Raw genomic sequence first — 25,213 nt, 5'->3', positions numbered from 1 at the left:
GGACATTCCCAGCTCGGCCCCCGAACCCCTGCGTGATGACGTGAGTTCTCTCGATGCCCTCCTGACCCGCCTCGAAGCGGGGCGCCCGCTCGTCCTGGGTGGCGATCCGGTCTCGTCCTTCGCGGCGAGGGGCGTGGAGACCTCCGGCGCAGCGCCCCTCGGGCGCGCCGTGCGTGAGAACCCCGCCGCCGTCTCCGAGCACTATCGCCAGGAGATCGCTGCGGGATCGGATGTGATCGTAGCGGTCACGGACGAGACGATGCCGCGGGCGCTCGCGCAGATCGGGATGGCGTTCCGCTCGGCCGCGCTCACGGGCGCGGCGGTCGACCTCGCGATCGAGGCGGTGGGCACGGCGCATCGGCCCGTCGTGGTGGCGGGCCTGCTCGGCGCGCGCTGGATCGCGCCGGCGCTGCCGGAGCGGATCACCGAAGAGTACGCGATGCACGCGACGCGCCTGTCGACATCGGGTTGCGACCTCATCATCGCGCGCGGTTTCTCGCCGGAGGCGTTCCGGCACGGCACGCAGCTCGCGCGCATGGCGCGGCTCTCGGCCATCGTGAGCGCGTGTGCGACGCAGCTCCCGACGTGGGCGTTGCTCGAGACATCAGACGGCGAGCGTGTCGTCGATGGGGACTCGTTGGAAGAGGGGACACGCGCCGCGGTCGAGGCGGGCGTGCATGCCGTGCTCGTCGACGTAACGAGCGAGAGTGCGGCCAAGGCTGCGCTGGAGATCGTGCTGCGCGCGGGGGCTCCGCGCGTCGGGGTTCTGCTCGCGGCGAGCCCCGAGTGCCAACATGGCGTACCAGACACCACGACATCGGTGGAAGCGTGGGCCGCGGCGTGCAAACGTCTGGTGGACGCAGGGGCGAGGTTCGTCGGCGGTGGTGCTGGGACCACGGCAAAACACGTCGCAGTCCTCGCGCGTGTGCTTGGCCCGAAGGGCTCCGGCTCGGAGCGCTCCCCGATGTGGCCGCAGGCCGTCTAGGCCTGATCTGCGCCCCAACTCCCCTCGAACAGTCCGAGAACCACGAACGATGGCCGAAGCGAGCCTTTCGAATCAGGCGGAGATCATCCGCGGCATCGATGACCTCCTGATCCCCTTCCACGCGGCGATGAAGCCGCGCGATCGCTACCGCATCGGCGCAGAAGCCGAGAAGTTCGGCGTCGACACGACGACCGGGGCGCCCCTTCCTTACGAGGGCCCGCGCAGCGTCCTCACGGTGCTCGAAGCGCTCGTCGAGCGACACGGCTGGAAGATCGATCGCGAATCGCCCACGGGCCCGATCATCGCCCTCGAACGCGCGGGCGCCTCCGTGACCTTGGAGCCGGGCGGCCAGCTCGAGCTCTCCGGCGCCGCGTTCGACAACATTCACCAGATCTGCCTGGAGATGAGCGGTCATCTCGCGGAGCTGCGCGACATCTCGGGCGAGCTCAACCTGAGCTGGCTTGGCGTCGGGTTTCATCCGCTCGCGCGGCAGGACGAGCTGCCGTGGGTGCCGAAGTCTCGGTACGGCATCATGCGTCGTTACCTGCCGACGCGCGGCACGGGCGGCCTCGACATGATGCGCCGCACGGCCACGGTGCAGGCGAACTTCGACTACTCCAGCGAGGAGGGCGCCATGCGCGCGCTCCGCGTCTCGCTCCGGCTCTCGCCCGTCACCACGGCCATGTTCGCGAACTCCCCGTTCGTCGAGGGCGGCCTCTGGGGTGGCAAGAGCCGGCGCGCGCTCACGTGGCTCAGCGTGGATCCCGCGCGGCAGGGGCTGCTGGAGAACGTGCTCGAGCGCGGCAAGCGCTTCGTCGACTACGTCGAGTGGGCGCTCGACGCGCCCATGTTCCTCATCAAGCGCGGTGAGACCGTCCTCGAGAACACGGGCCAGTCCTTCCGCAGCTTCTTGAAGCACGGCTTCCGGGACACCCGCGCCACCTCGACCGACTGGCAGACGCACCTGAACACGCTCTTCCCCGAGGTGCGGCTCAAGCGCACGATCGAGGTCCGCGGCGCGGACTCGCAGTCGGCCGCGCTCACGTGTGCGCTGCCGGCGCTCTGGACGGGGATCCTCTACGACGATCGGGCCCTCGACGAAGCCGAGGCGCTCACCGAGAGTTTCACGTATGCCGAGCTCGAAGCGCTCCGTCCGGCGATCGCCGAGAAGGGGCTCGGGGCCACGTTCCGCGGCGAGCGGCTCGCGGCGCTCGCGGAGCGCGTGCTCGTGATCGCCGAGGGCGGGCTCGCGCGGCGGGCGCGAATGCGCAATGGCAAGGACGAGCGCGTGCACCTCGCGCGCCTCGGCAGCCTTGTCGAGAAGGGCCAGTGTCCTGCCGACGCGCTCGTCGAGGGCCTCGAAGCCAGCTCGGATCTGCGCCGCGAGATCCTCGTGCGGGCTCGCATCTAGGGCCGCCTTCGCAGGGAGAACGAGCCATCGCTCGGCGCGCTCTCCTGCTCCTTGGGGGACGGGGTTCGGACGATGTCGACGATTCTCTATCTGCTCGCGACGGCGCTTCTCATCCTGCTGAACGCGTTTTTCGTCGCCTCCGAGTTCGCCATCGTCAAGATGCGCCCGTCGCGCCTGGAGCAGCTCGTGCGCAGCGGCGACGCGCGGGCCAAGCGGGCGCTCGCGATGTCGCAGCGCCTCGACGCCTACCTCTCGGCGAACCAGCTCGGCATCACGCTCGCGAGCCTCGGCCTCGGCTGGATCGGCGAGCCTGCGGTCGCGCACCTCCTCGAACCTGCGCTCCTCCGGTTCGGCGTCGGCCCCGAGGCCACGCGCGCGATCGCCCTCGGCGTCGCGTTCACCCTGATCATGTCGCTGCACACGATCATCGGGGAGCTCGCGCCGAAGACCCTCGCCATCCAGCGCACCGAGAAGGTCACGCTCTGGGCCGCGCAGCCGCTCCACGTCTTCTTCCTCCTGATGTGGCCCATCATCTGGGTCCTCAACTCCGCCGCGAACGGCTTCGTCCGCCTCTTTGGCCTCCAGCCCGCGCACGAAGAGGAGATCGCCCACACCTCCGAGGAGCTCCGCATCCTCCTCACGCGCAGCCCCGCCGGCCTCGATCCCGCCCTGCGCAGCATGCTCGTGCGCATCTTCGATCTGCGCCGCCGCACCGCGCGCCACGTCATGTCGCTCCGCAGCGAGGCCGCGACGCTCCGGGCTGCGATGAGCATCGACGAGGCCGTGAAGATCGTCGCGGAGGCCGGATACTCGCGGTATCCCGTCCTCGACGCCCAGGGCCACACCGTGCTCGGGTACCTGCACCTGCGTGACCTCTTCGACGTCCTCTCGGGCCGTCGCAAGGCCGCGCGTGTCGCCGAGCTCCTCCGCAAGCCGATCTTCGCCCGCGAGACCACCTCCGTCGAGCGCCTCCGCCTGGAGATGCAGGCCAAGCAGATCCCCGTCGCGATCGTGACGAGCCCGACCGGCGAGTTCGTCGGACTCGTCACGATCGAGGACGTGCTCGAAGAGATCGTCGGCGAGATCCGGGACGAGAACGACGAGGAGGTCCCGCCGATCCATCGCCGTGGTCCGGGCCTCGTGGAGGTCGACGGCCGTGTCCTCCTCGCGGACCTCGAGCGCGACGCGGGGATCGTCCTCCTGCCCGAGGCGAAGACCGTCGAGACCGTGGGCGGCTACATCCTCGAACGGCTCGAACACCCGGCCGAGCCTGGGGATCGCGTCGAGTGCGAGGGCTACACGCTCGTCGTGACCGACGTCGTCGGCCGTCGCGTGCGTCGCGTCCGCATCATCACGACGGACAAGTCGGTGCCGCCGCCGCCACCGTCGGCGGCCGAGGCGGAGGGCGGCGCGCTGCCCGAGTGATGGGCGGAGTGGACTCGGGCTCGCACTCGGTTTAACCGGGGGGCATGCACAAGGCACAGGGTTTGGCGGGCGTGCTTGCGCTCGCGGGGGTGCTCTCCGGTTGCGGCGGGGCCGGCGAGCCGTGGCCGAAGCGGCCGCTCTTGAACGAGATGACGAAGGATCGTGCGGCGGAAGGCGCCCCCAAGACGGCGGCGCCTGCGGCCGATCCGACGCGCGGCACGATCCTCGGGCCTGAGAAGAGCGCCATCACGTACGAGCGCCTGGTGAAGATGCCGGAGCCCGGGTGGAACATCCCGCGCATGGCCATGCCTTCGCCCGACGGCAAGCTCGTCACGTACCTCGCGAGCGAGTCGGGGGACATGACCATGTCGCTCTTCGCGTTCGACCTCGCGACGCGCACGTCGAAGGTGCTCCTCCGCGCCTCGGATCTCCCGGGCAGCGCGAAGCCGCTCTCGCGCGAGGAGGAGCTCCGGCGCGAGCGCCAGCGACAGCGGGCGATGGGGATCGTCGCGTACCAGTGGGCCGAGAAGGCGCCTGTCATGCTCTTGCCTTCGTCGGGAGACGTCTTCGTCCGGAAGACGGACGGCGCGATCTCGCGCCTCACGGAGACGAAGGAGCCCGAGCTCGATCCGCAGATCTGCGCCTCGGGCGAGCGCGTCGCGTTCGTCCGCTCGGATGACGTGTGGGTCGTGGACGTCGCGACGCGCAAGGAGACGCGGCTCACGACGGGCGGACCTGCGGGGACCACGCGCGGGCAGAGTGATTTCCTCGGGCAGGAGGAGCTCGACGAGCCGCACGGGTTTTTCTGGTCCCCGGGCTGCGACAAGATTGCGTATCTCGACGTGGACGAGCGCGAGGTCCCCGAGCATCCGGTGCTCGGGTATCGCGGCGAGACGCCGGACCTCATGATGCAGAAGTACCCTGCGGTGGGTGACAAGAACCCCAAGGTCCGCGCGGGGATCGTCGATCTCAAGACGAAGAAGACGACCTGGTTGAAATGGCCTGCCGAGGCCGAGCGCTACATGGTCCGTTTCCACTGGGCGCCCGACGGCAATTCCCTTTATTTGCAGACGCTCGATCGCCTCCAGAAGCGCCGCGCGCTCGTGCGCGTGGACGCGAAGAGCGGCGAGACGAAGGAGGTTTTTTCGGAGACCTCGGCCACGTGGCTCGATCCGGCCTCGTTCAAGCCGCTCGACGATTCCAAGCGGTTCTTGTGGACGCGCGACATCGGGGGGCACATCCACCTCGAGCTCCGGGACGTTGCCACGGGCGCGCCGATCAAGCAGCTCACCTCGGGCGACTGGGACGTGCAGCTCCTCGGCCGCGTCGACGAGGCGGGCGGGCGTGTTTTTTACATCGCGGATGACAAGGAAGCGCACCTCGACCGGCAGCTTTATTCAGTGAAGCTCGACGGCAGCGAGACGAAGCGCTGGACCGAGGAGCCCGGCGTGCATTATGCGGGCGTCGATCGGACCGCGAAGATCGTCATGGACATCCATTCGGCGAAGGATCGCGCGCCGAAGGTCGTCATTCGCGAGCTCGGGGGCGCCGTGATCGGCGATCTCACGCTCCCGATGGATGCCGATTTCGCCTCGCTCGGCGTGCGCTCGCCGGAGATCGTGACGGTCGACGGCCCTGGCGGCGTGAAGCTGTATGGCTCGCTCCTCCCGCCGCGCGTGATCGAGCCCGGGAAGAAGTATCCGGTCCTCGTGATGGTCTATGGCGGTCCGGGCGTGCAGACGGTCCTCAACATGTGGTCGCCGTCCCTCCTGTGGCAGCACCTCGCGGATCGGGGCTTCGTCGTGTTCCAGCTCGACAACCGCGGTACGTCGGGGCGTGGCCCGGCGTTCGAGGCGCCGCTCTACAAGAACATGGGCCACGTCGAGCTCGAGGACCAGATCGCCGGCCTCGACGCCATCGCCAAGCGCCCGTACGTCGACGCGAGCCGCGTCGGCATTTTTGGCCACAGCTATGGCGGGTACATGGCGGCGCTCGCGTTGCTCAAGGCGCCCGATCGGTTTCACGTGGGCGTCGCCGGTTCGCTCGTGACGGACTTCCGGCTCTACGACAGCGCATACACCGAGCGGTACCTCGGCAGCCCCAAGGAGGACGCGAAGGCCTACGAAGCGGCGGATCTGACGAAGCTCGCCGGCAACCTCCGCGGCAAGCTCTTCCTCCTGCACGCGCTCATGGATGAGAACGTGCATTTCCAGAACACGGCGGAGCTCATCGACGCGCTCGTCGCGGCGAACAAACGCTTCGATCTGATGGTGTTCCCCGGCGAGCGCCACGGCTACCGGGCGCCGGCCGCGCGCCTCTACGCGACCCAGCGGTCGATCGAATACTTCGCGGAGAACCTGCGGTAGGTGTCCGTGGGGGAGGGGGCTCGGGCGAGCTAGGCCGAGCCCCTTCTAGCCCCTTGCTCTAGGTCGGGACGTCGTCTAGAGTGCCGCCGCGCGGTGCCCGACAGCGGGTGGCGCACCGGGGAGTCGCACAGTCCGGTAGTGCACGAGCTTTGGGTGCTCGTCGTCGTGGGTTCAAATCCCACCTCCCCGACCCAGCCTGCCTCAATACGACTGCATCTTGTCGCAATACAGGTTCGGGCCAGGATCCACGCCGAGCATCTGCGTGTATCGCTCGTAAAACCCGACACGGTCCTCCACCTTGGCGTTCGTCGGCTGGTTGCACTCGAGCCCGCCGTTGATGATGTTGATCGTCATCCCGAACCCGGGCACCCGGCCGAGCATTTGATCCTGCGACGACGGCGTCCACGTCCCCGTCATCACGTCGTGGCAGGACGGCTTCGGCGATTGCGGCGTCATCCAGAACCACCCGCCCGTCCGGAAGGCCACCGTGCCATTCGACGTCACCAGATCCGGATCCGTCAGGAGCGGCAGCCCGAGCGCGGCGCCCGCTTGCCCGTAGTTGTAGTTCCACGAGAGCTGCATGGGCCCGCGCCCGTGGTACGTCTTGCCCGGCGTGCAAGGCCATTGCTGGTTCGTCGCGTCGCAATACCCCGTGCAGCCCCCGTTCTCGCAGCCGACCTCCTGCGTGAAATAGAGGCCCCACGCATGGGGGCCGTCCGGGGCCGCGGGCCAGCCGCCCGTGGTCTCGTGCGAGATGTTCGCGAGGAATGCGGCCGCCTCGCGCTTCCGATCGTCCAGGCTGCCCTCGTTGCAGAATGCCGGGAATGTCTCCGCCGCGGCGACGAGCGATTCATATGCGTAGAGCGCGTTCCGGTGCAGGAACATCGCGTCGTAGACCTCTTTCGAGACGATCGCCGCGAATCCATTGCCGCCGCCGCCGCCGCTGCCGCCCATTCCCCCGGCGCCGCCCATTCCCCCAGCGCCGCCCATTCCCCCAGCGCCGCCCATTCCTCCGACGCCACCGCTGCCGCCCGCGCCACCGCTGCCGCCTGCGCCGCCACTGCCGCCCGCGCCGCCACTGCCGCCCGCGCCGCCACTGCCGCCCGCGCCTCCCTCACCGTCGCCGCAAGCCACGCCGACCAGCGCCATGGCCACGATCAAGCTCGTCCACCGGGTCTTCATGACCCGGCATCGTCACCCGGGGCGCCCTTGAAATCCACACCGGCGTGGGCCTGTGGTTTTCGCCTCAATGCGCGCCGCGTTGCTCCACGAGCCATGCCCGCGCTGCCCGCTCGTCCTTCACGCACACGGGCATCGGTTTTCCGAGGGCCCGCCCTCGCAGAAACCAGCCCCCTGTCGTCACGAGCTTCGCCACGAGCTGCTGCTGGAACGTCCCCCCGAACACCACGAGCCCTGCATACGCCGGCGGCAATTGCCGCATCGCCGCGAGGCGCCTCGCCTCCGGCGTCACGTGCCCCACGCCTGCCACGTCGAGCAGCAGGTACGCGCGCCCCGTCGCCGTCGCGAAGCCCTCGAACGCGTCCAGGATGCGCGCGACGTCCGCGTCACTCAAGTCCCCCACAAATCGCACGAGCGCGATGTCAGGCGGCTCCAGGGCGAGCTGATGCGTCCCGACCGTCAAGGTCTCGCGATCCGCGCTCACCGGCGTCTGGAGAGTCATCGCCGCCCCGTCGATATCTCTCCGCGCTCGTAGGCTGACCCTCCTCGAGGGTCAAGTCTGTATGGAACGAATGTACGCGACCGTCGCGTGCGGGACTCACCCGCACGTCCAGGTCACAAAGGGCCCCGGCCTTCCAGGGCCCGCCCCCGCTCAGCCTTGACCGTCCTGGGACGTAATTTCCACGCCCGGGCCGAGGAAGACGACGGCAAGGGCCAGTCCCATGAACTTCAGAACTTGGTGAACACGCTCGCGCATCATGGCCGCCTCCATGTCAAGTCGAAGGACTGATTGTTACAGGACGGTGACACACGTGCAAGTTTCTTTTAGCGCGCCTTGACTTTTTCCTTCCCAGGGCTACCGCGCCGCGTTAGGGCGGGACGGTCAGCGTCGAACGACCTCGCTGAACACGGCTTCGAGCTCCTCCGCGTGGTGGCTCCACGTGTACCGCGACCGAACGAGCGACGCGCCTGCCGAGCCGACCCGGGCGCAGAGCTCCGCGTCCGTGAGCACGTTCATGAGCGTCCGCCGCAAGGCATCCGGATCCTCGGCCCGGTAGAGGAGCACCTCCTCGTCCGCCTGGAACAGCTCCCGCATCCGGGGCGTGTCGATCGTCACCGCCACCTTTCCGAGCGCCATGTACTCGAGCACCTTGATGGGGTCCCGGTTCATGCCGTACACGCGGAAAATCGGGTGCTTCGACGGCGCATACGGCGCCACGCACACGTCCGCCGCGTCGATGTACGCCCCGATCTCCCCGTGGGGCACCCGCCCCGCGAAGACGACCCGCCCCGCGACCCCGCGCGACGCGGCCAGCCGCTCCACGCGCCGCTTGTCCTGCCCGTCCCCGACCAGCAGAAACACTACATCCGGCCCTGCCCACGACCGCGCGACCTCGACCAGCACCTCGACCCCGTGCCAGTCCGGGAAGCTTCCCGTGTAAAGCACGATCCGCTCCCCGCGCGGCGCATACCGCGCCCGCACGGCCTCGCCGCTCTTGCCGACGAGCCCGTCCACGTCCACGCCCCAGTGCACGATCCTTAGTTTGTTCCGGTATTCCTCGGGGATGAACTCCGCGCTCGTGGCCACGATGCGGTCCGAATACCGAAACGAGAGCGCGCTCGCGTCCCGGTCGAGCGTCATGAGCACACACGGCGCGCCCGTCGCGCGTGCCAGCATGGGCCCGAGCCCGAACGCCGAATACCGCTCGTAAATCACGTCGGGCCGGAAGGCGCGCACCGCGCCGACGACCCGCGCGAACGCCACAGGCAAGAAGCCTTTTTGCAGCACCGGGTGCAGGTTGAACCCGCGCGCGAGCGCCCCCGGCTGGGTCGATCCCGCGCGGCAATAGAGCAGCACGTCGTGGCGCTTCGAGAGCGCGCGATGGACGTTCGACACGTGCGTCGAGCCGCCATGCGTGCCCGGGACCGGGATGTTCGGGGCAAGATATACGATACGCATCGGACGAGAATCGAAGGAAGGAGGGGTTTCAGGCGGCCTGGCCGCCGCTGCCTTCGGCCTCTGCGGCCGCGCCTTGCGCCGCCTTGCGACGGCGTTCCAGCCACACGAGGAACGCCGGCAGGATCAGCACCGCCGAGAGCAGGCAGGCGATCTCCCCGACCGCCGCCGCCAGCCCGAAGCTCGCGATCCCCTTGTTGATGGAGAACATCAGCGCGAAATACCCGATGCACGTCGTCATCGAGCAGAGCACGAGCGCGCCGCCCGTCTCCGTGAAGACCCGATCGAGCCGTTCGCCGCCCTCCGAGAGATATCGCTGCATCAGGTTGTGCGAATACTCGGCCCCGATCCCGAACGTGATCGGCAGGACGATGAAGTTCAAGAAATTGAGCTTGATGCCCCGCAGGTACAAGAACCCGAGCAGCATCGACACGCCGAAGAGCCACGGCACGAAGACGCCGAGCGACCGCGCGCTGCCGCGGAACGCGATCAGGATGATCACCACGACCCCGATCGCCGCGAGCCCCACCGCCTTCGGCGCGTCCTCCACCACGGCCTGGATCATGTCCGCGTAAATCACCGCGCGGCCCGATCCCTTGATCACGTCGCCCGTCGGCAGCGTCGTCGACCGGAAGCTATCGGCCCAGCGGATGAGGTAATGCGCGTCCCACACGCTCTGGCCCTGCTTCGGCACGATGTACACGATGCGCCCGCGCGTCCCGTCCTTCTCCGTGAATGGCCGCGCCACGGTCTCGGGCAAACTCGCGATCGCGATCGGCTTCAACTCCTCCGCGGGCACGTACGGCGTGATCTCGGCCCAGTCCGCGTCCGAGATCAAATTCCGCTTCCGTGCCTTCTGCACGATGCGCCGGATGTCCTCGATGAGCGGCAGTTTTTCCGCCTGCTCCTTCGGGATTAGCGAGTGGATCGTCACCACCTTCTCGAACGGCTTCGCGTCCGCGGGCGCCGCTTCGAGCCGCTTTTGCAGCTCCGTTTCGAGCAGCGGGACCTGCTCCAGGCGGTCGGTCATGACCGCCATTCCGTCCTGCGACATCCGGCCGACGATGTACCCCACGCGCACCGACAGCGACAGCGCCGCGCTCTTGTCGCGCCGCTCGCTGCGGATGTTGCGCATGTCGTACTCGATCGGATCCTTCGTCAAATATTGATACGTGAGCCCCACCGAGATGAGCCCGATCACGACCCCGATCGCTCCCAGCGTGCGCGGCGCCGCCTGCGCGAGCTTCGCGAAGAGCACGCCATAATAGCCGCGCGCCTTCGTCTTCTCCTTTCCGGGGAAATACACCGGGCGCACCCGCTCCGTCGCCGCGAGCAGCGCCGGCGTGAAGAGGTACGTCGCGAGCCAGCAGAGAAGCATCCCGTAGGCGCCGATGACCCCGAAGTGCTTGAAGCCTCGGAAATCCGTCAGCATCAACGAGCCGTACGCCAGCATCGTCGTCGCCGAGCCCGAGAGCGTCGGCAGCCACGTATCCTTGTGCGCCGCCTCGATCGCCTCCTCGACGTCGGCATTGTCGTCCCGGCGCGCTTCCAGGTATCGCGCCATGTACATGATGCCGTAGTTGATGCCATTGCCGGCGATGATCGAGACCAGAAAGCCCGTCGAGCTGTTCAGGTATCCGATCGTGAAATACGTCAGGCCGAACGTCCACACGAGCCCCACGAGCAGGCTGCCCGCCATCACGAGCACCGTCCGCACCCGCAGGAAGAACAGGAGCACCGGCACCAGCACGCCGAGCACCCCGCCCACGCCGACCTCCCCGAGGTCCCGCACGATCGCGTCGTATTCCTCGCCGCTGATGACGAGATCCCCCGTGTAACCGACCTCCATCGTCGGATCGAGCTTCTTCGGCCCGATCTCCTCGACGACCTGCTCGATCTTTCGCCGCAGCTCCTCGCGGTCCGCCTTCTTCGACAGGCTCGTGCGCGCGATGACGGCGGCGAACTTGCCGTCGGCGCTCATGTAATACCCGTTCGGGTGCGGACCTCGATCGATCTCCGCCTGGGGCTTCGGTTTTGCCGGCGCTTCGCCTGCCTTTTTCCCCGTCAGCCGCTCCTTGAGCGAAGCCGCCGTGATCGGCGGCGGCGGATCCGACTCGTCGAGCAGGACCCCCGTCTCCTTCTGGACCTCGTACTCGTACCGCGCGACGACCTCGTCCCGCGCCTTCTGCAGGTCTGCGAGCTCCGCGAAGAGCAGCTTGTTCTCGTCGAAGAACGCCTTCGTCTCCCGCGAGCTCCAGTCGACCTGCTCGACCCACGGCGATCCGAGCGCCTGGAGCTTCGGCGCGAGCGCGTCCACGAATGCCCGCAGCGCCGCCTCGTTTTTCCCGTCCGCGATCTCGGCCGTGACCGTCAGCGTGGTGATGCCCGAGAGCCGCGCCGACACCCGGCGCATCTCGATCACGCTGTCCTTGTTGTCGGGCAATAACTCCGAGAAATCGGGCCGAAAGCCGATCTTCGTCGCGAAGAAGCCCGCGGGCACGAGCGAAAGCAGGGCCAGGAGAAGGACCAGAAAAGGCCGGCGCGCCTGGAATCGACCCAGGACGCGGAAAGGCCGGGGGGAAGTACGTTCGTGCATTGGAAAAGCGCGTCTCGGCGCGGGATCCACGGCCGAGGGACGCGGGGATAGTGCACGCCCGCGAGAGGCCCTGCAAGCCCGCGCGCCGGAAAGCTCCGGGTGAGAATGTGCTCGCCGCTACCTTGCCTACGCACCGTCTCGTGAAGCGTGAACCACGTTCACACCGTGAAGGCGTGCAGCAACGGTTTCTTTCTCTCGTCCTTCATGCCAAATGGGGCCTCGCTCGCGCCTCCCCTGGCGCGTGCCCGACCTCTCCTCCTTTGCGTTCCAACCGATGACCATCCGCCTCAGCGACGTGATCAAATCTCCCGACGTGGAGGACCCCGTGAACCTCCACGTCCACCGGCCGCTCCAGCTCCTGCTCGCGCGGCCGCTCGTGAAGACCTCCATCACGCCGAACCAGGTCACGTTCCTGTCCCTCTGCGCGGGCCTCGGCGCCGCCGCCTGCATCGTCGAGGGCAGCCTCTACGTGCGGCTCGCGGGCGCGCTCCTCCTCTTCGCGTCGGCCATCCTCGACGGCGTCGACGGCATGATCGCGCGGCTGAAAAAGACCTCGTCCGAGACGGGCCACGCGATCGACGGCGCCTCCGACTACGCGGTCAACGTCGCCACGACCCTCGCGGCCGTCTACCACCTCGGACAGACCTCGGGCAGGCCGCTCCTCGCGGCCGCGCTCGGCCTCGGCACGCACATCGCATGGGCGCACCACCTCATGCTCTACGATTTCCACTGCGCCCTTTATCTGCGCTTCTACTCGGGCGGCAAACACCAGGGCGGTGATCGCGAACGCGCGCAGAAGACGCTGGAAAAGGTGCGGCAGGGCGGCTCGCTCTTCCAGCGTGTGCTCATGACGGTCTTCGTCTGGCAGCTCGGCAACCGGCAATCCCTGCTCGCCAAGGTCAGCCCCCTCGGCGTGCGCCTCTCGGAGCGGCCGGCCGACGACGCGTTCGGCAAGACGTACGTCGCGACGCACCGCGCGCCCATGCGGTTATGGGCGCTCTGCGGCAACGCCCCGCATATGGACCTCATGGTCCTCGCCATCGCGCTGGATCGTTTCGAGGTTTATTTCGTGCTTCGTATCGTGCTCTTCACGCTCCTCGCGATCGTCGCGATCGTATGGGAGCGCCGGGTCCTCGCGGCGCACGTGGAGTCCGGCGAGGTCCTTTCGTGACGACGGCGCTCTCGGCCCCGGAGGAGAACCCCGCGCCTTCGGAGGCGACGCTCGCGCGGGCGAAGGTGCGCCGCGCCGTTGCGCTCGTCGCGCTCTTCACGGCGATCTTTTACGTCCCCTCGCTCCGCTGCGGCTTCTTCGCGGACGACTGGCTGCACCGGCTCGCGCTCGATCAGTTCCCGGACATCTTCCGCGAGCACCTGAACCTCTTTGGCCTCATCCGTTCGAACGAAGAGGTCGCCGCATTCAAGAAATTCGGCCTGGCGCCCTGGTGGACCGATCCGGACATGCGGATCAACTTCTGGCGCCCGATCCCGTCGATCACGCACTGGCTCGAGTACCAGCTCTTCGGCCACAGCGCGATCGCCGCGCACCTCATCAACATCGGGTTTTACACGGCCACCGTCTTCCTCGTCCACCGCCTCCTCGCGCGGTTCCTCTCTCCCTCCCGCTGGCCGCTCGTCTTTGCGGTCGCGGTCTTCGCGCTCGACGACGCGCACGCGCTGAACATCGTGTGGAGCGCGAACCGCAACGAGACCGTGGGCGCGATCTTCGTCCTCGCCTCGCTGCTCTCGTTCATCCGGTACCGCGAGGGCGCCGGCCGCGCCTTCGCGGGTTTATCGCTCCTCTCGTATGCCTGCGCCCTGCTCTCGAAGGAGTCGGGCCTCGTGCTCCCGCTCTTCGTGCTCGCGCACGTCGTGGTCTTCCCCGAACGGCCGGGACAAGCTCTTTTCGCGCGCATTCGCCCGCACCTCGGCATGCTGGCCGCGTTCTTCGTGGTCAGCGTGGCGTTCCTCGCCCTGTACTTCGTGGTGCTCGGGCACGGCGCGAACTCGGTCTATTACATCAACCCCCTGAAGAACCCTGGCCTGTGGGCCGAGCATTTCTTCCGGTCCGGGTTTTACCACGCCGTGATCCTCGCGACGGGCGTGCCCCTGCACGTGCTCTCCAGCACCCCCGTGCGTGATTATCCGCTCGCCGCGCTCGCGCTCGGCGCGGTCACGGTCGGCTTCTGGGCGCTCGCGTGGCGCTGGCTGCGGCAGGACAGGCCGCTGCGCTTCTTTGTGCTCACGATGGTGGCGGGGCAGGTCATCGTGACGACGAGCTTCCCCGACCCGCGCAACCTCTTCTTGCCCTCGATCGGCTTCGCCTACATGGTCGCGCGGGTCCTCGAAGAAGCGGTCGCCCGGTTCCCGAAGGGCCGTTCCTATCGCGCCGTCGCCGGCACGCTCGTCTTCTTGCACCTCGTGCTCGCGCCCGTGCTCTGCCAGGTGTGCATCTACATCGTCGCCACGTTCGAGGGCCGCTACCGGGTGATCGCGGACTCGCTCGCGAAGTCCATCGATTACCAGCGCCTCCCCGAGGACAAGCTCGAGGTCTACTTCCTGAACTGGCACCAGCGCGAGATGACCGCGCTCTACGGCCTCTACCTCCGCCGCGTGCTCCCGACGGGCGTGACCGATTACAAGCCGATCACGCACAACCCGAACATCTCCTACGTCGACAAGCTCTACCAGGGCCTCGGCGGCGAGCGGATCCATTACTACTCGCTCTCCTACGTGGTGGGCGAGGTCGACGTGGAGGTCCTCTCGGAGCACGAGATCGCCGTCCGCCCGAAGAAGGGCCATTTCTTCCCGACGCTCTTCGAGCAGCTCTACACGACGGGCAAGCCGTGGCAAACGGGGCAGGTCTTCGAGCCGGGCACGCATCGCGCGACGATCGAGGAGGTCTCGCCGGAGGGGGAGGTCACGAAGGTGCGCTTCACCTTCCCGGAGCCGCTGAGCTCGCCGCGGTATCGCTTCATGAAATGGGACGGCGAGCGATTCGCGCCGGTCTCGTTCGTGGCGGTGGCGGGACGGAGCAATTGAAGTTCAGTGTACGCGATTCTACGCAGCTAAAAACGAGGAGGCCTATCCATGACGACTGATTTGCAGGTCAAGAAATTCACCTACGTATTCACCTGGTTCGACCAGAATGCCGATGGATGGCTCACCCGGGACGACTTCGAGAAGATCGCCGGGTTGTTCACCGCCCTGGCGGACGAGAAGGATCTGAAGAACAGGACGGCGATGCAGCAGGGGTTCATGAACTGGTGGGGCGTCCTCTTGGGGGCCACGGAGGGCAACGCGGGAGAGAAGATCGGGCTGCCGGAGTTCATCCGCATCATGGCCGCCACGGTCATTGCCCCGCAGAATTTCGAGAATGCGGTGCTCGCCCTCGTCGACGGGTTGATTGGCGCCCTCGACCGTGACGGTGACGGGAGTCTTTCGTTCGACGAGTACGTGCGGATGTACGACGCGCTGGGCGTCCCTCCGGTGACCTCCACCGAGGCGTTCAAGCGGCTCGACCGGGATGGCAGCGGAAAGATCAGTTATGCCGAGTTCCGGCAGGCCATCGTCGAGTATTACCTGAGCCCGGACCCGAACGCCCCCGGGAACTGGCTGCTCGGCCCGATGGCCGTGTTCCAGTAAAACGTCGGCCGCGACGACCGAGCCTCACCGAACAATCTTGAAAATCGAACCATCCTGCGTTGCCCAGTAAGCGAACGTCTCATCGATGGCGATCGTGATCGGCTGCGCCTGGCCGGCTGCGAGCGTCACCAGGCCCGTTCCATCCTTGGCCACTCTCCTGACAGAGCCCCCGCTGCGATTGACCCAATAGACAAACCCGCTGCTGCCCTGGTCCACGGCGACTCCTGTCGGCTCAGGCTGGTTTTCGGCGAGGACCATCAGGTTCGAGCCGTCCTTGCCGAGTCGAAAGATCCGGCCGCCGGTGGTGCTCCAGTACAGGTGTGTCTCATCGAGCGCGAGGTACTGCGGCGTCAGGTTGCTTGGATCAAACGATTGCGCGGACGCGATCTGCTGCTTTTCCGCGCCGTCCTTTCGCATCCTGATCATGGTACCGTCCGGGAGAGCCCAGTAGACATACTCCGTGTCGACGGCGAGCGCTCCTCCGACCAGCGAGAGCGCGCCCGTGAGCTCCTGGGCGACACCGTCCATATCATAGCGGCTCGCCTTGTAGACGCCGCCCCTCGTCCGGGATGTGAAGAATACGAAGTCGCTATCGACGGCGAGGGCCCAAGGCGTCTCCACGGACGAGGTGATCTTGACGATCGACCCACTCGAAGGAGAATACTTCCGTACGCCGGTGCTCCCCGTGAAAAAGACCTCGTTTTCAGCCACCACGACGCCGTCGAAAATGCCGAAGCCGCACGTGTCGTTCTCGGGCGGCAGCGCGGTCTCCATACACACCACATTGGCGGAGGCCTTCGCGACCTGCACAGCGACACCGCCGAGCGGCTGCGCGCCGACGAGATAGAGGGAGCTCGCGTCCACCGCGAGCGCAGACGGTACCTTGAGCCCGGTGGCGACCTGGGAAGCCCCGACGCCGCACACCCCTTGCTCGCAAGGCCCCCCGAAGCAATTGTTGCCGCAGGACCCACAGTTGACGCTGCTCGTGTCCAGGTAGGCCTCGCAGCCATTGGTGGCGTCCCCGTCGCAGTCCTCGTACCCTGCATTGCAGGTGATGTCGCAGGTGCCGTTCGAGCAGGAAGGCTGCCCATTGTTGTCGCTGCACATGACGGAGCAGAAGCCACAATGGTAAATGTCGTCGGCCAGGGCCGACTCACAGCCATTGCTCGCGTCCGTGTCGCAATCGCCGAAGCCGATCTCGCAGGCCAGCGAACACTGGCCGGCGGCGCAGGAGGGGTTGGCGTGATCGCTGCCGCAGACGTTCCCGCAAAAACCGCAGTTGGCGATGTCGCTCGAGGTATCCCCGCAGCCGCCGCCGCCGCTGCTGCTCGAGCCGCCTTCCAGGCACGCGCCCGAGGCCATGACCGCGTCGAGGAAGTTATCGCAGAGCGAGGGCTGGCCCGAGAGTCCCGTCAAGTCGCATTCGTAAGCGACGGGGCCTTCGAGCGTCGAGCAGCAGGACCCGAGGAGCGCATCACAGGAGGGGGACGTGGGGGGCTCGCCCGTACCCAAGGTCGGACATCGATTGCCAGTCGCGAGCTGCCCGAGGTAGGACAAACATGCGTCATCGTCGCCCTTCGCCGCGAGCTCCTCGCAGCGCCCGCGTGGCCCCTCGGGCAGGGTCGCGCAGCAGCTCGCCGCGGCGTATGCGCAGGTCATCCCCAGCGGATCGACGTTGCCGCAATATTCGCGCGCCTTCGCTTCGGTCTCGAGGTAGTCATGACACTTGCTTTCGTTGCCCACGAAGCCGCGGGTATAACACTGCGATTGCATCTGCGTGGGCAGGGTCCCGCAGCATTCGTTCATCAGGCCGAGGCAGTTCGGACCATAGGCGGGCGCGGTGGCGCCAGCGGTGTCCGTGCAGAGATTCACGGCATTGGCCGTGTTCATGTACGCATTGCAGGTGCCCTCGTTCGCCTGCGTCACGACCGCGTCGCAGCCGGGCGCCATGTTGGTCGGGAGGCTCGCGCAGCAGCGCGTCACATCCGCGCAGCCGAGGCTCTGGCCGGCGGGCAGGGCGGCGCACGCGTCATAGGCCGTCCCGTCGCCGTTGCAGGAAGCGCCGCCCAGCGTCCCGTCGGGGAGAAAGCATGCGAGGCGCGAGCCAGGCTTGCAGATGGGATCGGCGCCGCAGCCTGCGGCGGCAATCAAGAGAGCGGCGAGCAGACCAGGACGAACGATACGCATGAGATATCTTCCGAAAGGCAGGGGGTGTTTGCCGGCTACTGGCAATCCTCGTATTTGGCGCACACCTTCGCGTTGCCGTACTCTTCCAGGAACCTGCTCAGCGAGTAGAACGTTTGCCCGTCGCACTCGCCCTTCGCCACGACCGAAAATGGCGCAGTGCTCGGCGTGTTGTAATCCACGTCCGGAGTCCCCTCTTTGTTGTCGTCATAACCGCAAGGTGCGCCCGTGCTGTCTTTGAGGGTATCGCACCAAGCCCCAGAGATGATGGTGGCGTGAAGGTGGCTGTTGCTGTTGTCGGAGACATCGGGGTCGACCTTCATCCAGGGCGCGACCGTGGCGATGACGTCCCCTCGACGCACGACGTCCTTGGGAGCGACCTTGAAGGAGTCCGGGTTCAGGTGTCCGTAGAATGAGCAAAAGGGTACGATGGGCGATCCCGGCGACTTGCGGACATAATGCTTGATGAGCACGATGGCGAGGTACTGCGAGCCGTTGGGCCTCGTGGCGATGACCGTACCATCCCCGATGCTCTTCACCGCGGCATCGGCCGTAGCAGGGCCGCTGGCGTTCACCCTGCCGTCCTCGCCGAGGTGCCATCCGCCATAAGGCTCGTCATAACGGCCGAAGTTCTTGAGCACGACGTAGTCGTCGAGCGGCGGGCCAAAACCCGTCGCTGGCACCGCATAACACCGATCGGCCGGCTCGGCCGGCGGCGTGATCTGACAGCCGAGCGGGCAATATTCCGATCGAACGAAGTGATATTGACGATGCTTCCAGCCGTAGTGCGTTTTGTCACACGGCTCCCAGTTGCCGCCGGGCGCAGGACAGATGGCCTCGCAATGGTACAGCATCTTCCGGTCGCCTGGCGCATGGAGCGAGGGGTTGTGCCCGCAATAGGCCGGATTCGGCGTCCCGACGACGGAGACCTGGTTGCCCTTCCCGTCCGATACCGTGTCGTCGTTGCACGGGATACTGCCACCTTCGAACGTGCTGTAGTCGCAGACGGGCGGCTCCCAGACCGGGCCGCCGGGGTTGTCATCGACACACTCGGGCGGTAGATGCCCGTAAGCATCGACCCCGCAATAGCTGCAATCGCTGCCGCAAGGGGTCCCCTCCACCTCCCAGCCGTCCGGGCGTCCGATCGCGCGGTCGCGGCAGATGTAGATCTGCCCGCCGGCACCGCAGACCATCTTGCCCAATCTCGCGTCCTTCGAGGGGATCAGGTTGCCCTGATAATCATACATGTCACCGCAATGGTCATTCCCCGTCCCGGCAGGCGGCGGGGAGGGGGTGCCGGCAGGCTTCGAGTCGGAGGGATCATAGCCGTGCAGCACGCACACGTCGTTCATGGCCGGACTCCTGACGGCGCAGGCCTCCGGGCAGTCCTGGAGGGGCACAGGCTCGCCGCCCTCCACACATCGGAACAGAGTATTGAACCGGCCGGTATTCCGGTGCTGCCCGCAGAACCACCTGCCCGTCCCGGCGTAGGAGAAGTTGTCCGGCGGCGGGCAGCGCTCGTCGCATTGGTCCCACTGATGGACACGCTTGAGCGGCAGGTTCGGCTTCTCCGGGTCGTACGCCATTCCCTCATACCACGCCGGCATGCTGGACGCTTTTTTGCAAATGCCACTGCCTCCGGCGATCGCGTTGCAGGACGTGTACACTTTGGGCGCCGCCCCCGGACCCTGGCAGCTATACAAAGTATTGGCCTTGCCCCGGATCCGGAGGTTCGACACGCTGTTGTCCGCGGCGACGAGCTTGTTGGCGTTCGTCAGGGGGAACGATTGTGCGCCGCAGAAGGTCTGGAATGGCTCGACAGGGACGATCTTCCCATCCGAATCACGGAATTCGGCGGGACACGTGCCCAGGTCCGACTCGCCTCCCTCGATCGACCGTTCACAGGGGACCCCGAGGTTGAGCCAGCCATCCTCGCTGCAAATCCACTTCGCGTGGTTGCCGATCCCGAGCCCGCACATCTCCTTGCCGCATTGGGTGGTGGTCACCTCGCGGCCCTCGCTGTCCTGCACGCCCTTGCATCGGGTGCACGCATGGGTGCCCTCGCCCTCGCACGGGGCCCCGACGGCCTTCCAGCCATCGACGGTGCAGACCGCCAGCTCTTCCGCATCGCCGACGCCGCTGGGCGCGCAGTTCCGGTCGCCGCAATTTGCCGGCTTGTTGGAGGGGAAATCGCCGTTCAAGCCGATACAAGGGCAGTCGGCTCCTTCGGGCCCGCACGCGCCTTCGCTACAAGCCCCTGCGCAGACCGTCCAGGAGAGCGGGATGAGCCCGTTGCCAGGGCACTCGTAAAGCGCCGCCGGCTCTCCATTCACGAGCTGCGAGCCGCAATGTGTACCCGAGCTCGGACATGCCAGGTCCGAGCAGATGTCCACCGGATTCGAAACCCATTTCCCCGGGAGCGCGGGCACCCCGTTGGGCGGCACGTTCCCCCCTTCGACACACTGGTACGAGATCAGGTCCTTGCCGCAGACCTGCGTCCCGCATTGCAAAAACGAGCTGATGGCTTGCCCATTGTAGTAGCTCCCATTGGGGCACCAGCAATACGTCGTGGCCTCGCCATCCAGCGGACCCGCGCCCGGGAACGTGATGCCGCCGGGTACCTCTTGTGGCTGGCAGCTCCAGGCGATCCCCAAGGCCACCGGCAGAACCATCCCCTTCAGAAATCGAGCAGGTGCCATCCGAGCCATCCTGGAATTCGGACCCTGTCGTGAAGTAACATCCTTTTGGCGAATCTGTCAACCACTCCAGCGTCTACCGGCGCCTTCAGCGCTTCCCCTCGACTTCTGATTTTTTACATACCGGCGGCAATGTCCTCGGCGAAAGGCGGCGTAGGTTCGCGATTGTCAATGACGAGCTCTGCTGGGTCCACCGGCTTCGGCACACCCATCTGAAAGCCAGTCCCATCCCTCTTCAAGACGCTCTCGTACTTTTCCGATACCAGCGCCATCCCTCTCCAAGACGCTCTCGCCCCTCTCGGAGGACGCTCTCGTCCCTCCCCTTGAATGCGAACAATCCTCTCCGAGACCCTCCCGACCCCCGTCGAAGACCCCTCGTCCCTTCCGGGACAGGGTTCTCATCCACCGCAAGGACACGCTCGACCCTCTTGCAGGAGGGTATCGTCTTTCCCCGGAGGTACTCTCCTTCCTCTCCGAGACCCCTGCGCCCCTTTCGGAGGTAAGCCTCCTCCCCCTCGAGGACGCTCCCAACCCTCTTGCAGGAGGCTCCCACCCCTCTTGCAGGAGGGTCGCACCCTCCCGGAAGACACGCGCCTCTATCTCTGAACACGGTCTCACCCCTCCCGGAGACGGTCTCACCCCACCCGGCGAACGGTCCTGCGACGATCCCAGCCGTGTCCGAGGCGTGATAACGTCCACGTGGCCCCATGACCGACAAGAAGACCTGGTCCCTCACCGATCCGCCCGAGGAGCCGCAAGCGCGGGGCGACGCGACGCCGCTCCTCGTGCCCAGGCCGGTCGACCCCGTGGGCGGAGGAGGCGAGCCCCCCAGCGCCACGACGAGCGAAGGGGGGGACCGTGGATCGCCGGAGCCTTTCCATCAGGGGCCCATCGTCATGGGCAACCCCAAGGGCTCGCGATATTCGACGGGCCCGAGCCAGGAGCCCATCGTCATGGGCAACCCCAAGGGCTCGCGCTACACGACGGGCTCGGGCTGGGGACAAGACGAAGACGTCCTCGAACGTCGCAGCCGCCGCCGGAAGGTCTTGGCCCTGGTCCTCTGCGGGCTCGCGCTCGCCGCCGTCGCCGCTTTCGTCTTTCTCCGGCGCGGCTGAGGCATGGCGCGCGAGGTCTTTGATCTCTCCTTCTCGAACGGGTTCGCACGCACCCTGCACGAGCGCGCACTCGGCGATATCGAGCAGGACTACCCGTGGCAAAGCCTCGATCCCTCGCGGTATCCGCCGCTGCTCCTCGCGCGGGCGCGGGTCGGGTGGACCGAAAACGCGTTCAACGAATTCTGCACCGCCGCCGCGATGGGCCAGATGCTCCAGGCCCTCGTGCAGGCGCGCGCGCCGCTCGACCTCATCGGCATGGCGAGCCGCTTCGCGATCGAGGAGGTCCTCCATGTCGAGCTCTGCGCGCGGATGGCCATGCGGCTCGGTGGCGGCGCGCCTATCCATTACGATCCCGAGGACATCGTCTTCGACCTCGACCCGTCGCTCACCCCGCTCGAACGATCCAATGAGCTCGTCGTGCGCCTCTGCTGTGTGGGCGAGGCGTTGAGCTTCCCGCTGCTCTCGGGCGCGATGCGGAGCGCCTCGCATCCGCTCAGCCGCTCCATCCTGGAGACGATCGTGCGGGACGAGGCGCACCACGGCAAATTCGGGTTCCTCTACCTCGATTGGATCCGCGCGGACCTGCGCCCCGCCGAGCGGGATCGCCTCGGGAAAGCGGCGCGGCAGACGCTCGACGCCTATCGTTCGTTATGGGAGCGCGGCCCGAGCCACGTCGTCGACGGCGTGACCAGCGAGGGGTTTCTCCTGGAACACGTGCGCGAGCTCGGCTGGATGGAGGCGTCGGCGTATGCCGAGCTTGCGCGCGTCACGATCGAAGAATCGGTCCGCGCTCCGCTCGCGCGGGTCGGGATCTCGCTCTGATTCCGAGATTCAGCCCTCGTCGCTCGCCCGGATCCCGAGCCGCGCCGCGAGCCTCTGCAAAAACCGGCGGCTCACCCCCGCGAGCTCCGCTGCCCGCGTCACGTTCCCGCCCGTCTTCTTCAGCATCGCCCGCAGATACACCTCCTCGAACCGCTCGGTCCACGCCTGCCGCGCGTCCTTCAGCGGCAGGTGCAGCGGCACGAGGTCGTCGACCTCGGCGTGCGGCCGCTCCACCGAAGCCGGGGGCGCCGAGGGCGGGCCGTGGGGCGAGACGAACCCGAGCGAGACGCTCCGCTCGATGAAGTTCCGAAGCTCGCGCACGTTGCCCGGGAAACTACGCGCGGCGAGGACGCGCAAGAAATCCGGCGGCAAGGCGCCCGCACCGGGCGAGAGTTTGTCGTAGAAATGCTGCGCCAGGATCGGCACGTCCTCCGGGCGCTCGCGCAAGGACGGGAGGGAGACCTCCACGACGGCCAGCCGATAATAGAGATCCTCGCGGAACGTCCCTTCGTTCACGCGCCGCGCGAGGTCCCGGTTCGTCGCGGCCACGATCCGCACGTCGACGCGCTTCGCCGTATTGCCGCCGACGCGCCGCACCGTGCGCGTCTCGATCGCCCGGAGGAGCTTCGCCTGGAGTGCGAGCGGCATCTCCCCGATCTCGTCGAGGAAGAGCGTCCCGCCGTCGGCCTCCTCGAACACGCCCCGCCGATCCGAGGTCGCGCCGCTGAACGCGCCGCGCATGTGCCCGAACAGCTCGCTCTCGAAGAGCGCCTCCGGAATGGCGCCGCAATCGATCGGCACGTACGGTCCTGTATTTCGCCGTGACATCACGTGCACCGAGCGGGCGACCACGTCCTTGCCCGTGCCCGTCTCGCCCGTCACGAGCAGCGTCGTATCCATCGGCGCGACCCGCTCGAGCACCGCATAAAGCTGCCGCATGGGCAAGCTCGCGCCGACCAGCTCGCCGAACGAGGTCCGCGGCGAGACTTCGACGAACGCAGGCGTGTCCCCCACATCCACCCGGATCGACGTCGCGCCCACGCGCAGCACCGTGCCCGCGGGAACGTCCGCGTCGCGCATGCGTGCCCCGCCGACGTAGGTGCCATTCGTGCTGCCGTGATCCTTCAGGGTCATCGTCCCCGCGCGGACGCGGAGCTCGCAATGCATGCGTGACACCGTGGGGTCCGTGAGCACGAGATCACAATGGGCCGCCGTCCCGATCCGCGAGAGCGAGGCCTGCACGGTGACGCGTTTGCCCCGGTCCTTGCCCTCGACGACGACGAGGTCGACCGACGGGAGCCGCAGCCCCGTCGCCGGCGCAGGGACACGCGTCGTGGCGCCTTGCTCGAAATCGTCGAAGTCACTCATGCGTGTCTCATTTGGCGTAAGGGTTCGGCGGCAGGCGGCTTTTTGGTTTGGTGGTGGCGGTCGTCGGGGGTTTGGGGCGAGTGGAGGCGGGAGCGGAAGCGGGAGCGGAGGCGGGAGCGGAGGCGGGAGCGGGAGCGGGAGCGGAAGCGGGAGCGGAAGCGGAAGCGGAAGCGGAAGCGGGAGCGGGAGCGGAAGCGGGAGCGGAAGCGGGAGCGGTGGCGGTGGCGGTAGCGGCAGCGGAGGCGGTAGCGGTCACGGAAGTGGTCTCCGTGTCTTCGGGGTTCTCCCTGCCAACCAGGAAAAAACCTGCACCCACGGCCACCGCCACCACGACCGCTATCCCCACCCCCACCACGCGCCTCGTCCCCTTTGCGGGCGTCACCACCATCTCCGGCGCCGGCAACGCGTGGGTCGTCGCATTCACGACGGCCGCCTCGTTCTGTGCCACGCGAGCTTCCGGAATCGACGCCGACGACGTGCGCACCGCGGGCAAGCCGAGCTCCGAGAGCCGCGTGCGGACCTCCTTTCGCCGCTCGGCCAGCGTGTCGCCCACCGTCTCCCGCACGACGCGCGACACCTCCGCCGCGCTCGCGAAACACCCCGCGCGCCGCGCCGCCTCTTCGAGGGCCGCGCCAAACGCGTCCGCGCTTTGATATCGCGCCGCCGGATCCTTTTCGAGCGCCCGCCCCACCACCGCGTCGAGCGCATCCCCGAGATCCGGCACGACCGTGCTGAGCAGCGGCGCCTCCTCCCGCAATGCACGATCGAGCGCTTGTCCCTCGTTTGCGCCCTTGAACAGGCGCCTGCCGACGAGCGCCTCCCATACCACCACACCCATCGCGAACACGTCCACCCGCGCATCCGGACGCTCACCCCGGATGTACTCGGGCGCCATGTACCCGACCTTTCCCTTGAGCGTGCCCACCGTCGTCGGCGCGCGAGAATCGTCCTCTGCTTTCGCCACGCCGAAATCCGTGATCTTCGAGACCCCGTCGAGGCCCACGAGGATGTTTTGCGGCGACACGTCACGATGCACGAGCCCGAGCGGCCTTCCTTCGTCGTCCGTGAGCGCGTGCGCCGCCGCGAGGCCCGCGCATGCTTCGGCCCCGATGCGCACGACCACGCCCGGCGAGAGGCTCCGACCGGCGCGCCCCGCGGCCGCCATGAGCTGGCCGAGCGACGCGCCCTCGACGTAGTCCATGACGAGCTGGATCGACGCGCCCGCGAGGTCGACGTCGCGCACGTCGACCACGTTCGCGTGGTGGATCCGCGCGGCGATTTGCGCCTCCCGGACGAGCGCCTCGCGGAAGCCGGGGTCTTCGAGCAGGTGCTCGTGGGGACGCTTGAGCGCCACGAGCTGCTGAAAACCGAGGGGCCCGCGCAGCACGCCGACGTACACCGTCGCCATGCCGCCCGAGGCGACTTTCACGAGCGGCTCGTACCGAGGCGAGCCGGCGAATGCAGCAG

Annotated in this window: 17 protein-coding genes and 1 tRNA gene; 10 read left to right on the top strand and 8 right to left on the bottom strand. The window is 67.4% G+C overall.

All coding sequences use genetic code 11. The features are described from left to right. Positions 1–40 precede the first annotated feature (40 nt). The 5 genes from QHF89_RS17125 (at position 41) to QHF89_RS17105 (ending at position 6,377) form a co-directional block, all read left to right on the top strand. Positions 41–985 carry a homocysteine S-methyltransferase family protein gene (locus tag QHF89_RS17125; RefSeq protein ID WP_284720596.1) on the top strand — a complete coding sequence of 315 codons (945 nt, stop codon included), beginning with the start codon at positions 41–43 and terminating at the stop codon, positions 983–985. Between the two features lie 49 nt (positions 986–1,034). After that, complete coding sequence (locus QHF89_RS17120) at positions 1,035–2,396, top strand: glutamate--cysteine ligase (RefSeq protein ID WP_232379579.1); 1,362 nt, start codon at positions 1,035–1,037, stop codon at positions 2,394–2,396. A gap of 72 nt (positions 2,397–2,468) precedes the next feature. Further along, on the top strand, positions 2,469–3,821 hold the full coding sequence (locus tag QHF89_RS17115) for a hemolysin family protein (protein ID WP_136969334.1): 1,353 nt from the start codon (positions 2,469–2,471) through the stop codon (positions 3,819–3,821). A gap of 44 nt (positions 3,822–3,865) precedes the next feature. Beyond that, positions 3,866–6,187, top strand: coding sequence for a S9 family peptidase (locus QHF89_RS17110; protein ID WP_284720595.1), 2,322 nt, complete (start codon positions 3,866–3,868; stop codon positions 6,185–6,187). A 116-nt stretch (positions 6,188–6,303) separates the two neighbouring features. Further along, positions 6,304–6,377 (top strand) — tRNA-Pro (locus QHF89_RS17105). 11 nt (positions 6,378–6,388) lie between these two features. Here the strand turns inward: QHF89_RS17105 and QHF89_RS17100 are convergent. The 4 genes from QHF89_RS17100 to QHF89_RS17085 form a co-directional block, all read right to left on the bottom strand. Continuing rightward, positions 6,389–7,369, bottom strand: coding sequence for a glycoside hydrolase family 19 protein (locus QHF89_RS17100; RefSeq protein WP_284720594.1), 981 nt, complete (start codon positions 7,367–7,369; stop codon positions 6,389–6,391). 64 nt (positions 7,370–7,433) lie between these two features. Then, positions 7,434–7,868 carry a SpoIIAA family protein gene (locus tag QHF89_RS17095; protein WP_136969335.1) on the bottom strand — a complete coding sequence of 145 codons (435 nt, stop codon included), beginning with the start codon at positions 7,866–7,868 and terminating at the stop codon, positions 7,434–7,436. A 381-nt stretch (positions 7,869–8,249) separates the two neighbouring features. Next, positions 8,250–9,326: a glycosyltransferase family 4 protein gene (locus QHF89_RS17090; protein ID WP_136969336.1), complete on the bottom strand. Its 1,077-nt coding sequence runs from the start codon at positions 9,324–9,326 to the stop codon at positions 8,250–8,252. Between the two features lie 28 nt (positions 9,327–9,354). Continuing rightward, positions 9,355–11,919: an efflux RND transporter permease subunit gene (locus tag QHF89_RS17085; protein WP_136969337.1), complete on the bottom strand. Its 2,565-nt coding sequence runs from the start codon at positions 11,917–11,919 to the stop codon at positions 9,355–9,357. A 274-nt stretch (positions 11,920–12,193) separates the two neighbouring features. Here QHF89_RS17085 and QHF89_RS17080 point away from each other — a divergent pair, with 274 nt between their 5' ends. Genes QHF89_RS17080 through QHF89_RS17070 form a run of 3 tightly spaced genes read left to right on the top strand, consistent with a single transcriptional unit; the run spans position 12,194 to position 15,561 of the window. Further along, positions 12,194–13,090 (top strand): CDP-alcohol phosphatidyltransferase family protein, encoded by an 897-nt coding sequence (locus QHF89_RS17080; RefSeq protein WP_284720593.1) that lies wholly within the window; start codon positions 12,194–12,196, stop codon positions 13,088–13,090. Next, positions 13,087–14,958: an ArnT family glycosyltransferase gene (locus tag QHF89_RS17075; RefSeq protein ID WP_136969339.1), complete on the top strand. Its 1,872-nt coding sequence runs from the start codon at positions 13,087–13,089 to the stop codon at positions 14,956–14,958. Before QHF89_RS17080 ends, QHF89_RS17075 begins: the two co-directional genes overlap by 4 nt. Positions 14,959–15,006: 48 nt before the next feature. Continuing rightward, positions 15,007–15,561 (top strand): EF-hand domain-containing protein, encoded by a 555-nt coding sequence (locus QHF89_RS17070; RefSeq protein WP_284720592.1) that lies wholly within the window; start codon positions 15,007–15,009, stop codon positions 15,559–15,561. Positions 15,562–15,585: 24 nt separating this feature from the next. Here the strand turns inward: QHF89_RS17070 and QHF89_RS17065 are convergent, their stop codons facing one another. Both QHF89_RS17065 and QHF89_RS17060 read right to left on the bottom strand, forming a co-directional pair. Next, positions 15,586–17,748 (bottom strand): hypothetical protein, encoded by a 2,163-nt coding sequence (locus QHF89_RS17065; RefSeq protein WP_136969340.1) that lies wholly within the window; start codon positions 17,746–17,748, stop codon positions 15,586–15,588. Positions 17,749–17,783: 35 nt separating this feature from the next. Continuing rightward, positions 17,784–20,444: a M23 family metallopeptidase gene (locus QHF89_RS17060; protein ID WP_284720591.1), complete on the bottom strand. Its 2,661-nt coding sequence runs from the start codon at positions 20,442–20,444 to the stop codon at positions 17,784–17,786. Between the two features lie 704 nt (positions 20,445–21,148). Here QHF89_RS17060 and QHF89_RS17055 point away from each other — a divergent pair. Together QHF89_RS17055 and QHF89_RS17050 are read left to right on the top strand one after the other, a co-directional pair. After that, complete coding sequence (locus QHF89_RS17055) at positions 21,149–21,556, top strand: hypothetical protein (RefSeq protein WP_136969342.1); 408 nt, start codon at positions 21,149–21,151, stop codon at positions 21,554–21,556. A 3-nt stretch (positions 21,557–21,559) separates the two neighbouring features. Further along, a complete protein-coding gene (locus QHF89_RS17050; RefSeq protein ID WP_136969343.1) occupies positions 21,560–22,378 on the top strand; it encodes a ferritin-like domain-containing protein in 819 nt (272 codons plus the stop codon). 9 nt (positions 22,379–22,387) lie between these two features. Here the strand turns inward: QHF89_RS17050 and QHF89_RS17045 are convergent, their stop codons facing one another. Further along, a complete protein-coding gene (locus QHF89_RS17045) occupies positions 22,388–23,746 on the bottom strand; it encodes a sigma 54-interacting transcriptional regulator (RefSeq protein ID WP_136969344.1) in 1,359 nt (452 codons plus the stop codon). 7 nt (positions 23,747–23,753) lie between these two features. Continuing rightward, complete coding sequence (locus QHF89_RS17040) at positions 23,754–25,175, bottom strand: serine/threonine-protein kinase (RefSeq protein WP_136969345.1); 1,422 nt, start codon at positions 25,173–25,175, stop codon at positions 23,754–23,756. Between the last annotated feature and the right edge of the window lie 38 nt (positions 25,176–25,213).

This window comes from Polyangium sorediatum (assembly GCF_029946465.1).
In the GTDB taxonomy this organism is placed as follows: Bacteria; Myxococcota_A; Polyangia; order Polyangiales; family Polyangiaceae; genus Polyangium; species Polyangium fumosum.
This window is presented reverse-complemented; position numbering and strand designations above follow the sequence as displayed.

Excerpts from the sequence above, each read along its gene's own strand:
- QHF89_RS17080 (WP_284720593.1), top strand. The coding sequence starts at position 12,194 with ATGACCATCCGCCTCAGCGACGTGATCAAATCTCCCGACGTGGAGGAC.
- QHF89_RS17090 (WP_136969336.1), bottom strand. The coding sequence starts at position 9,326 with ATGCGTATCGTATATCTTGCCCCGAACATCCCGGTCCCGGGCACGCAT.
- QHF89_RS17065 (WP_136969340.1), bottom strand. The coding sequence starts at position 17,748 with ATGCGTATCGTTCGTCCTGGTCTGCTCGCCGCTCTCTTGATTGCCGCC.
- QHF89_RS17050 (WP_136969343.1), top strand. The coding sequence starts at position 21,560 with ATGGCGCGCGAGGTCTTTGATCTCTCCTTCTCGAACGGGTTCGCACGC.
- QHF89_RS17120 (WP_232379579.1), top strand. The coding sequence starts at position 1,035 with ATGGCCGAAGCGAGCCTTTCGAATCAGGCGGAGATCATCCGCGGCATC.
- QHF89_RS17085 (WP_136969337.1), bottom strand. The coding sequence starts at position 11,919 with ATGCACGAACGTACTTCCCCCCGGCCTTTCCGCGTCCTGGGTCGATTC.
- QHF89_RS17095 (WP_136969335.1), bottom strand. The coding sequence starts at position 7,868 with ATGACTCTCCAGACGCCGGTGAGCGCGGATCGCGAGACCTTGACGGTC.
- QHF89_RS17115 (WP_136969334.1), top strand. The coding sequence starts at position 2,469 with ATGTCGACGATTCTCTATCTGCTCGCGACGGCGCTTCTCATCCTGCTG.
- QHF89_RS17045 (WP_136969344.1), bottom strand. The coding sequence starts at position 23,746 with ATGAGTGACTTCGACGATTTCGAGCAAGGCGCCACGACGCGTGTCCCT.
- QHF89_RS17060 (WP_284720591.1), bottom strand. The coding sequence starts at position 20,444 with ATGGCACCTGCTCGATTTCTGAAGGGGATGGTTCTGCCGGTGGCCTTG.
- QHF89_RS17055 (WP_136969342.1), top strand. The coding sequence starts at position 21,149 with ATGACCGACAAGAAGACCTGGTCCCTCACCGATCCGCCCGAGGAGCCG.
- QHF89_RS17070 (WP_284720592.1), top strand. The coding sequence starts at position 15,007 with ATGACGACTGATTTGCAGGTCAAGAAATTCACCTACGTATTCACCTGG.
- QHF89_RS17110 (WP_284720595.1), top strand. The coding sequence starts at position 3,866 with ATGCACAAGGCACAGGGTTTGGCGGGCGTGCTTGCGCTCGCGGGGGTG.
- QHF89_RS17100 (WP_284720594.1), bottom strand. The coding sequence starts at position 7,369 with ATGAAGACCCGGTGGACGAGCTTGATCGTGGCCATGGCGCTGGTCGGC.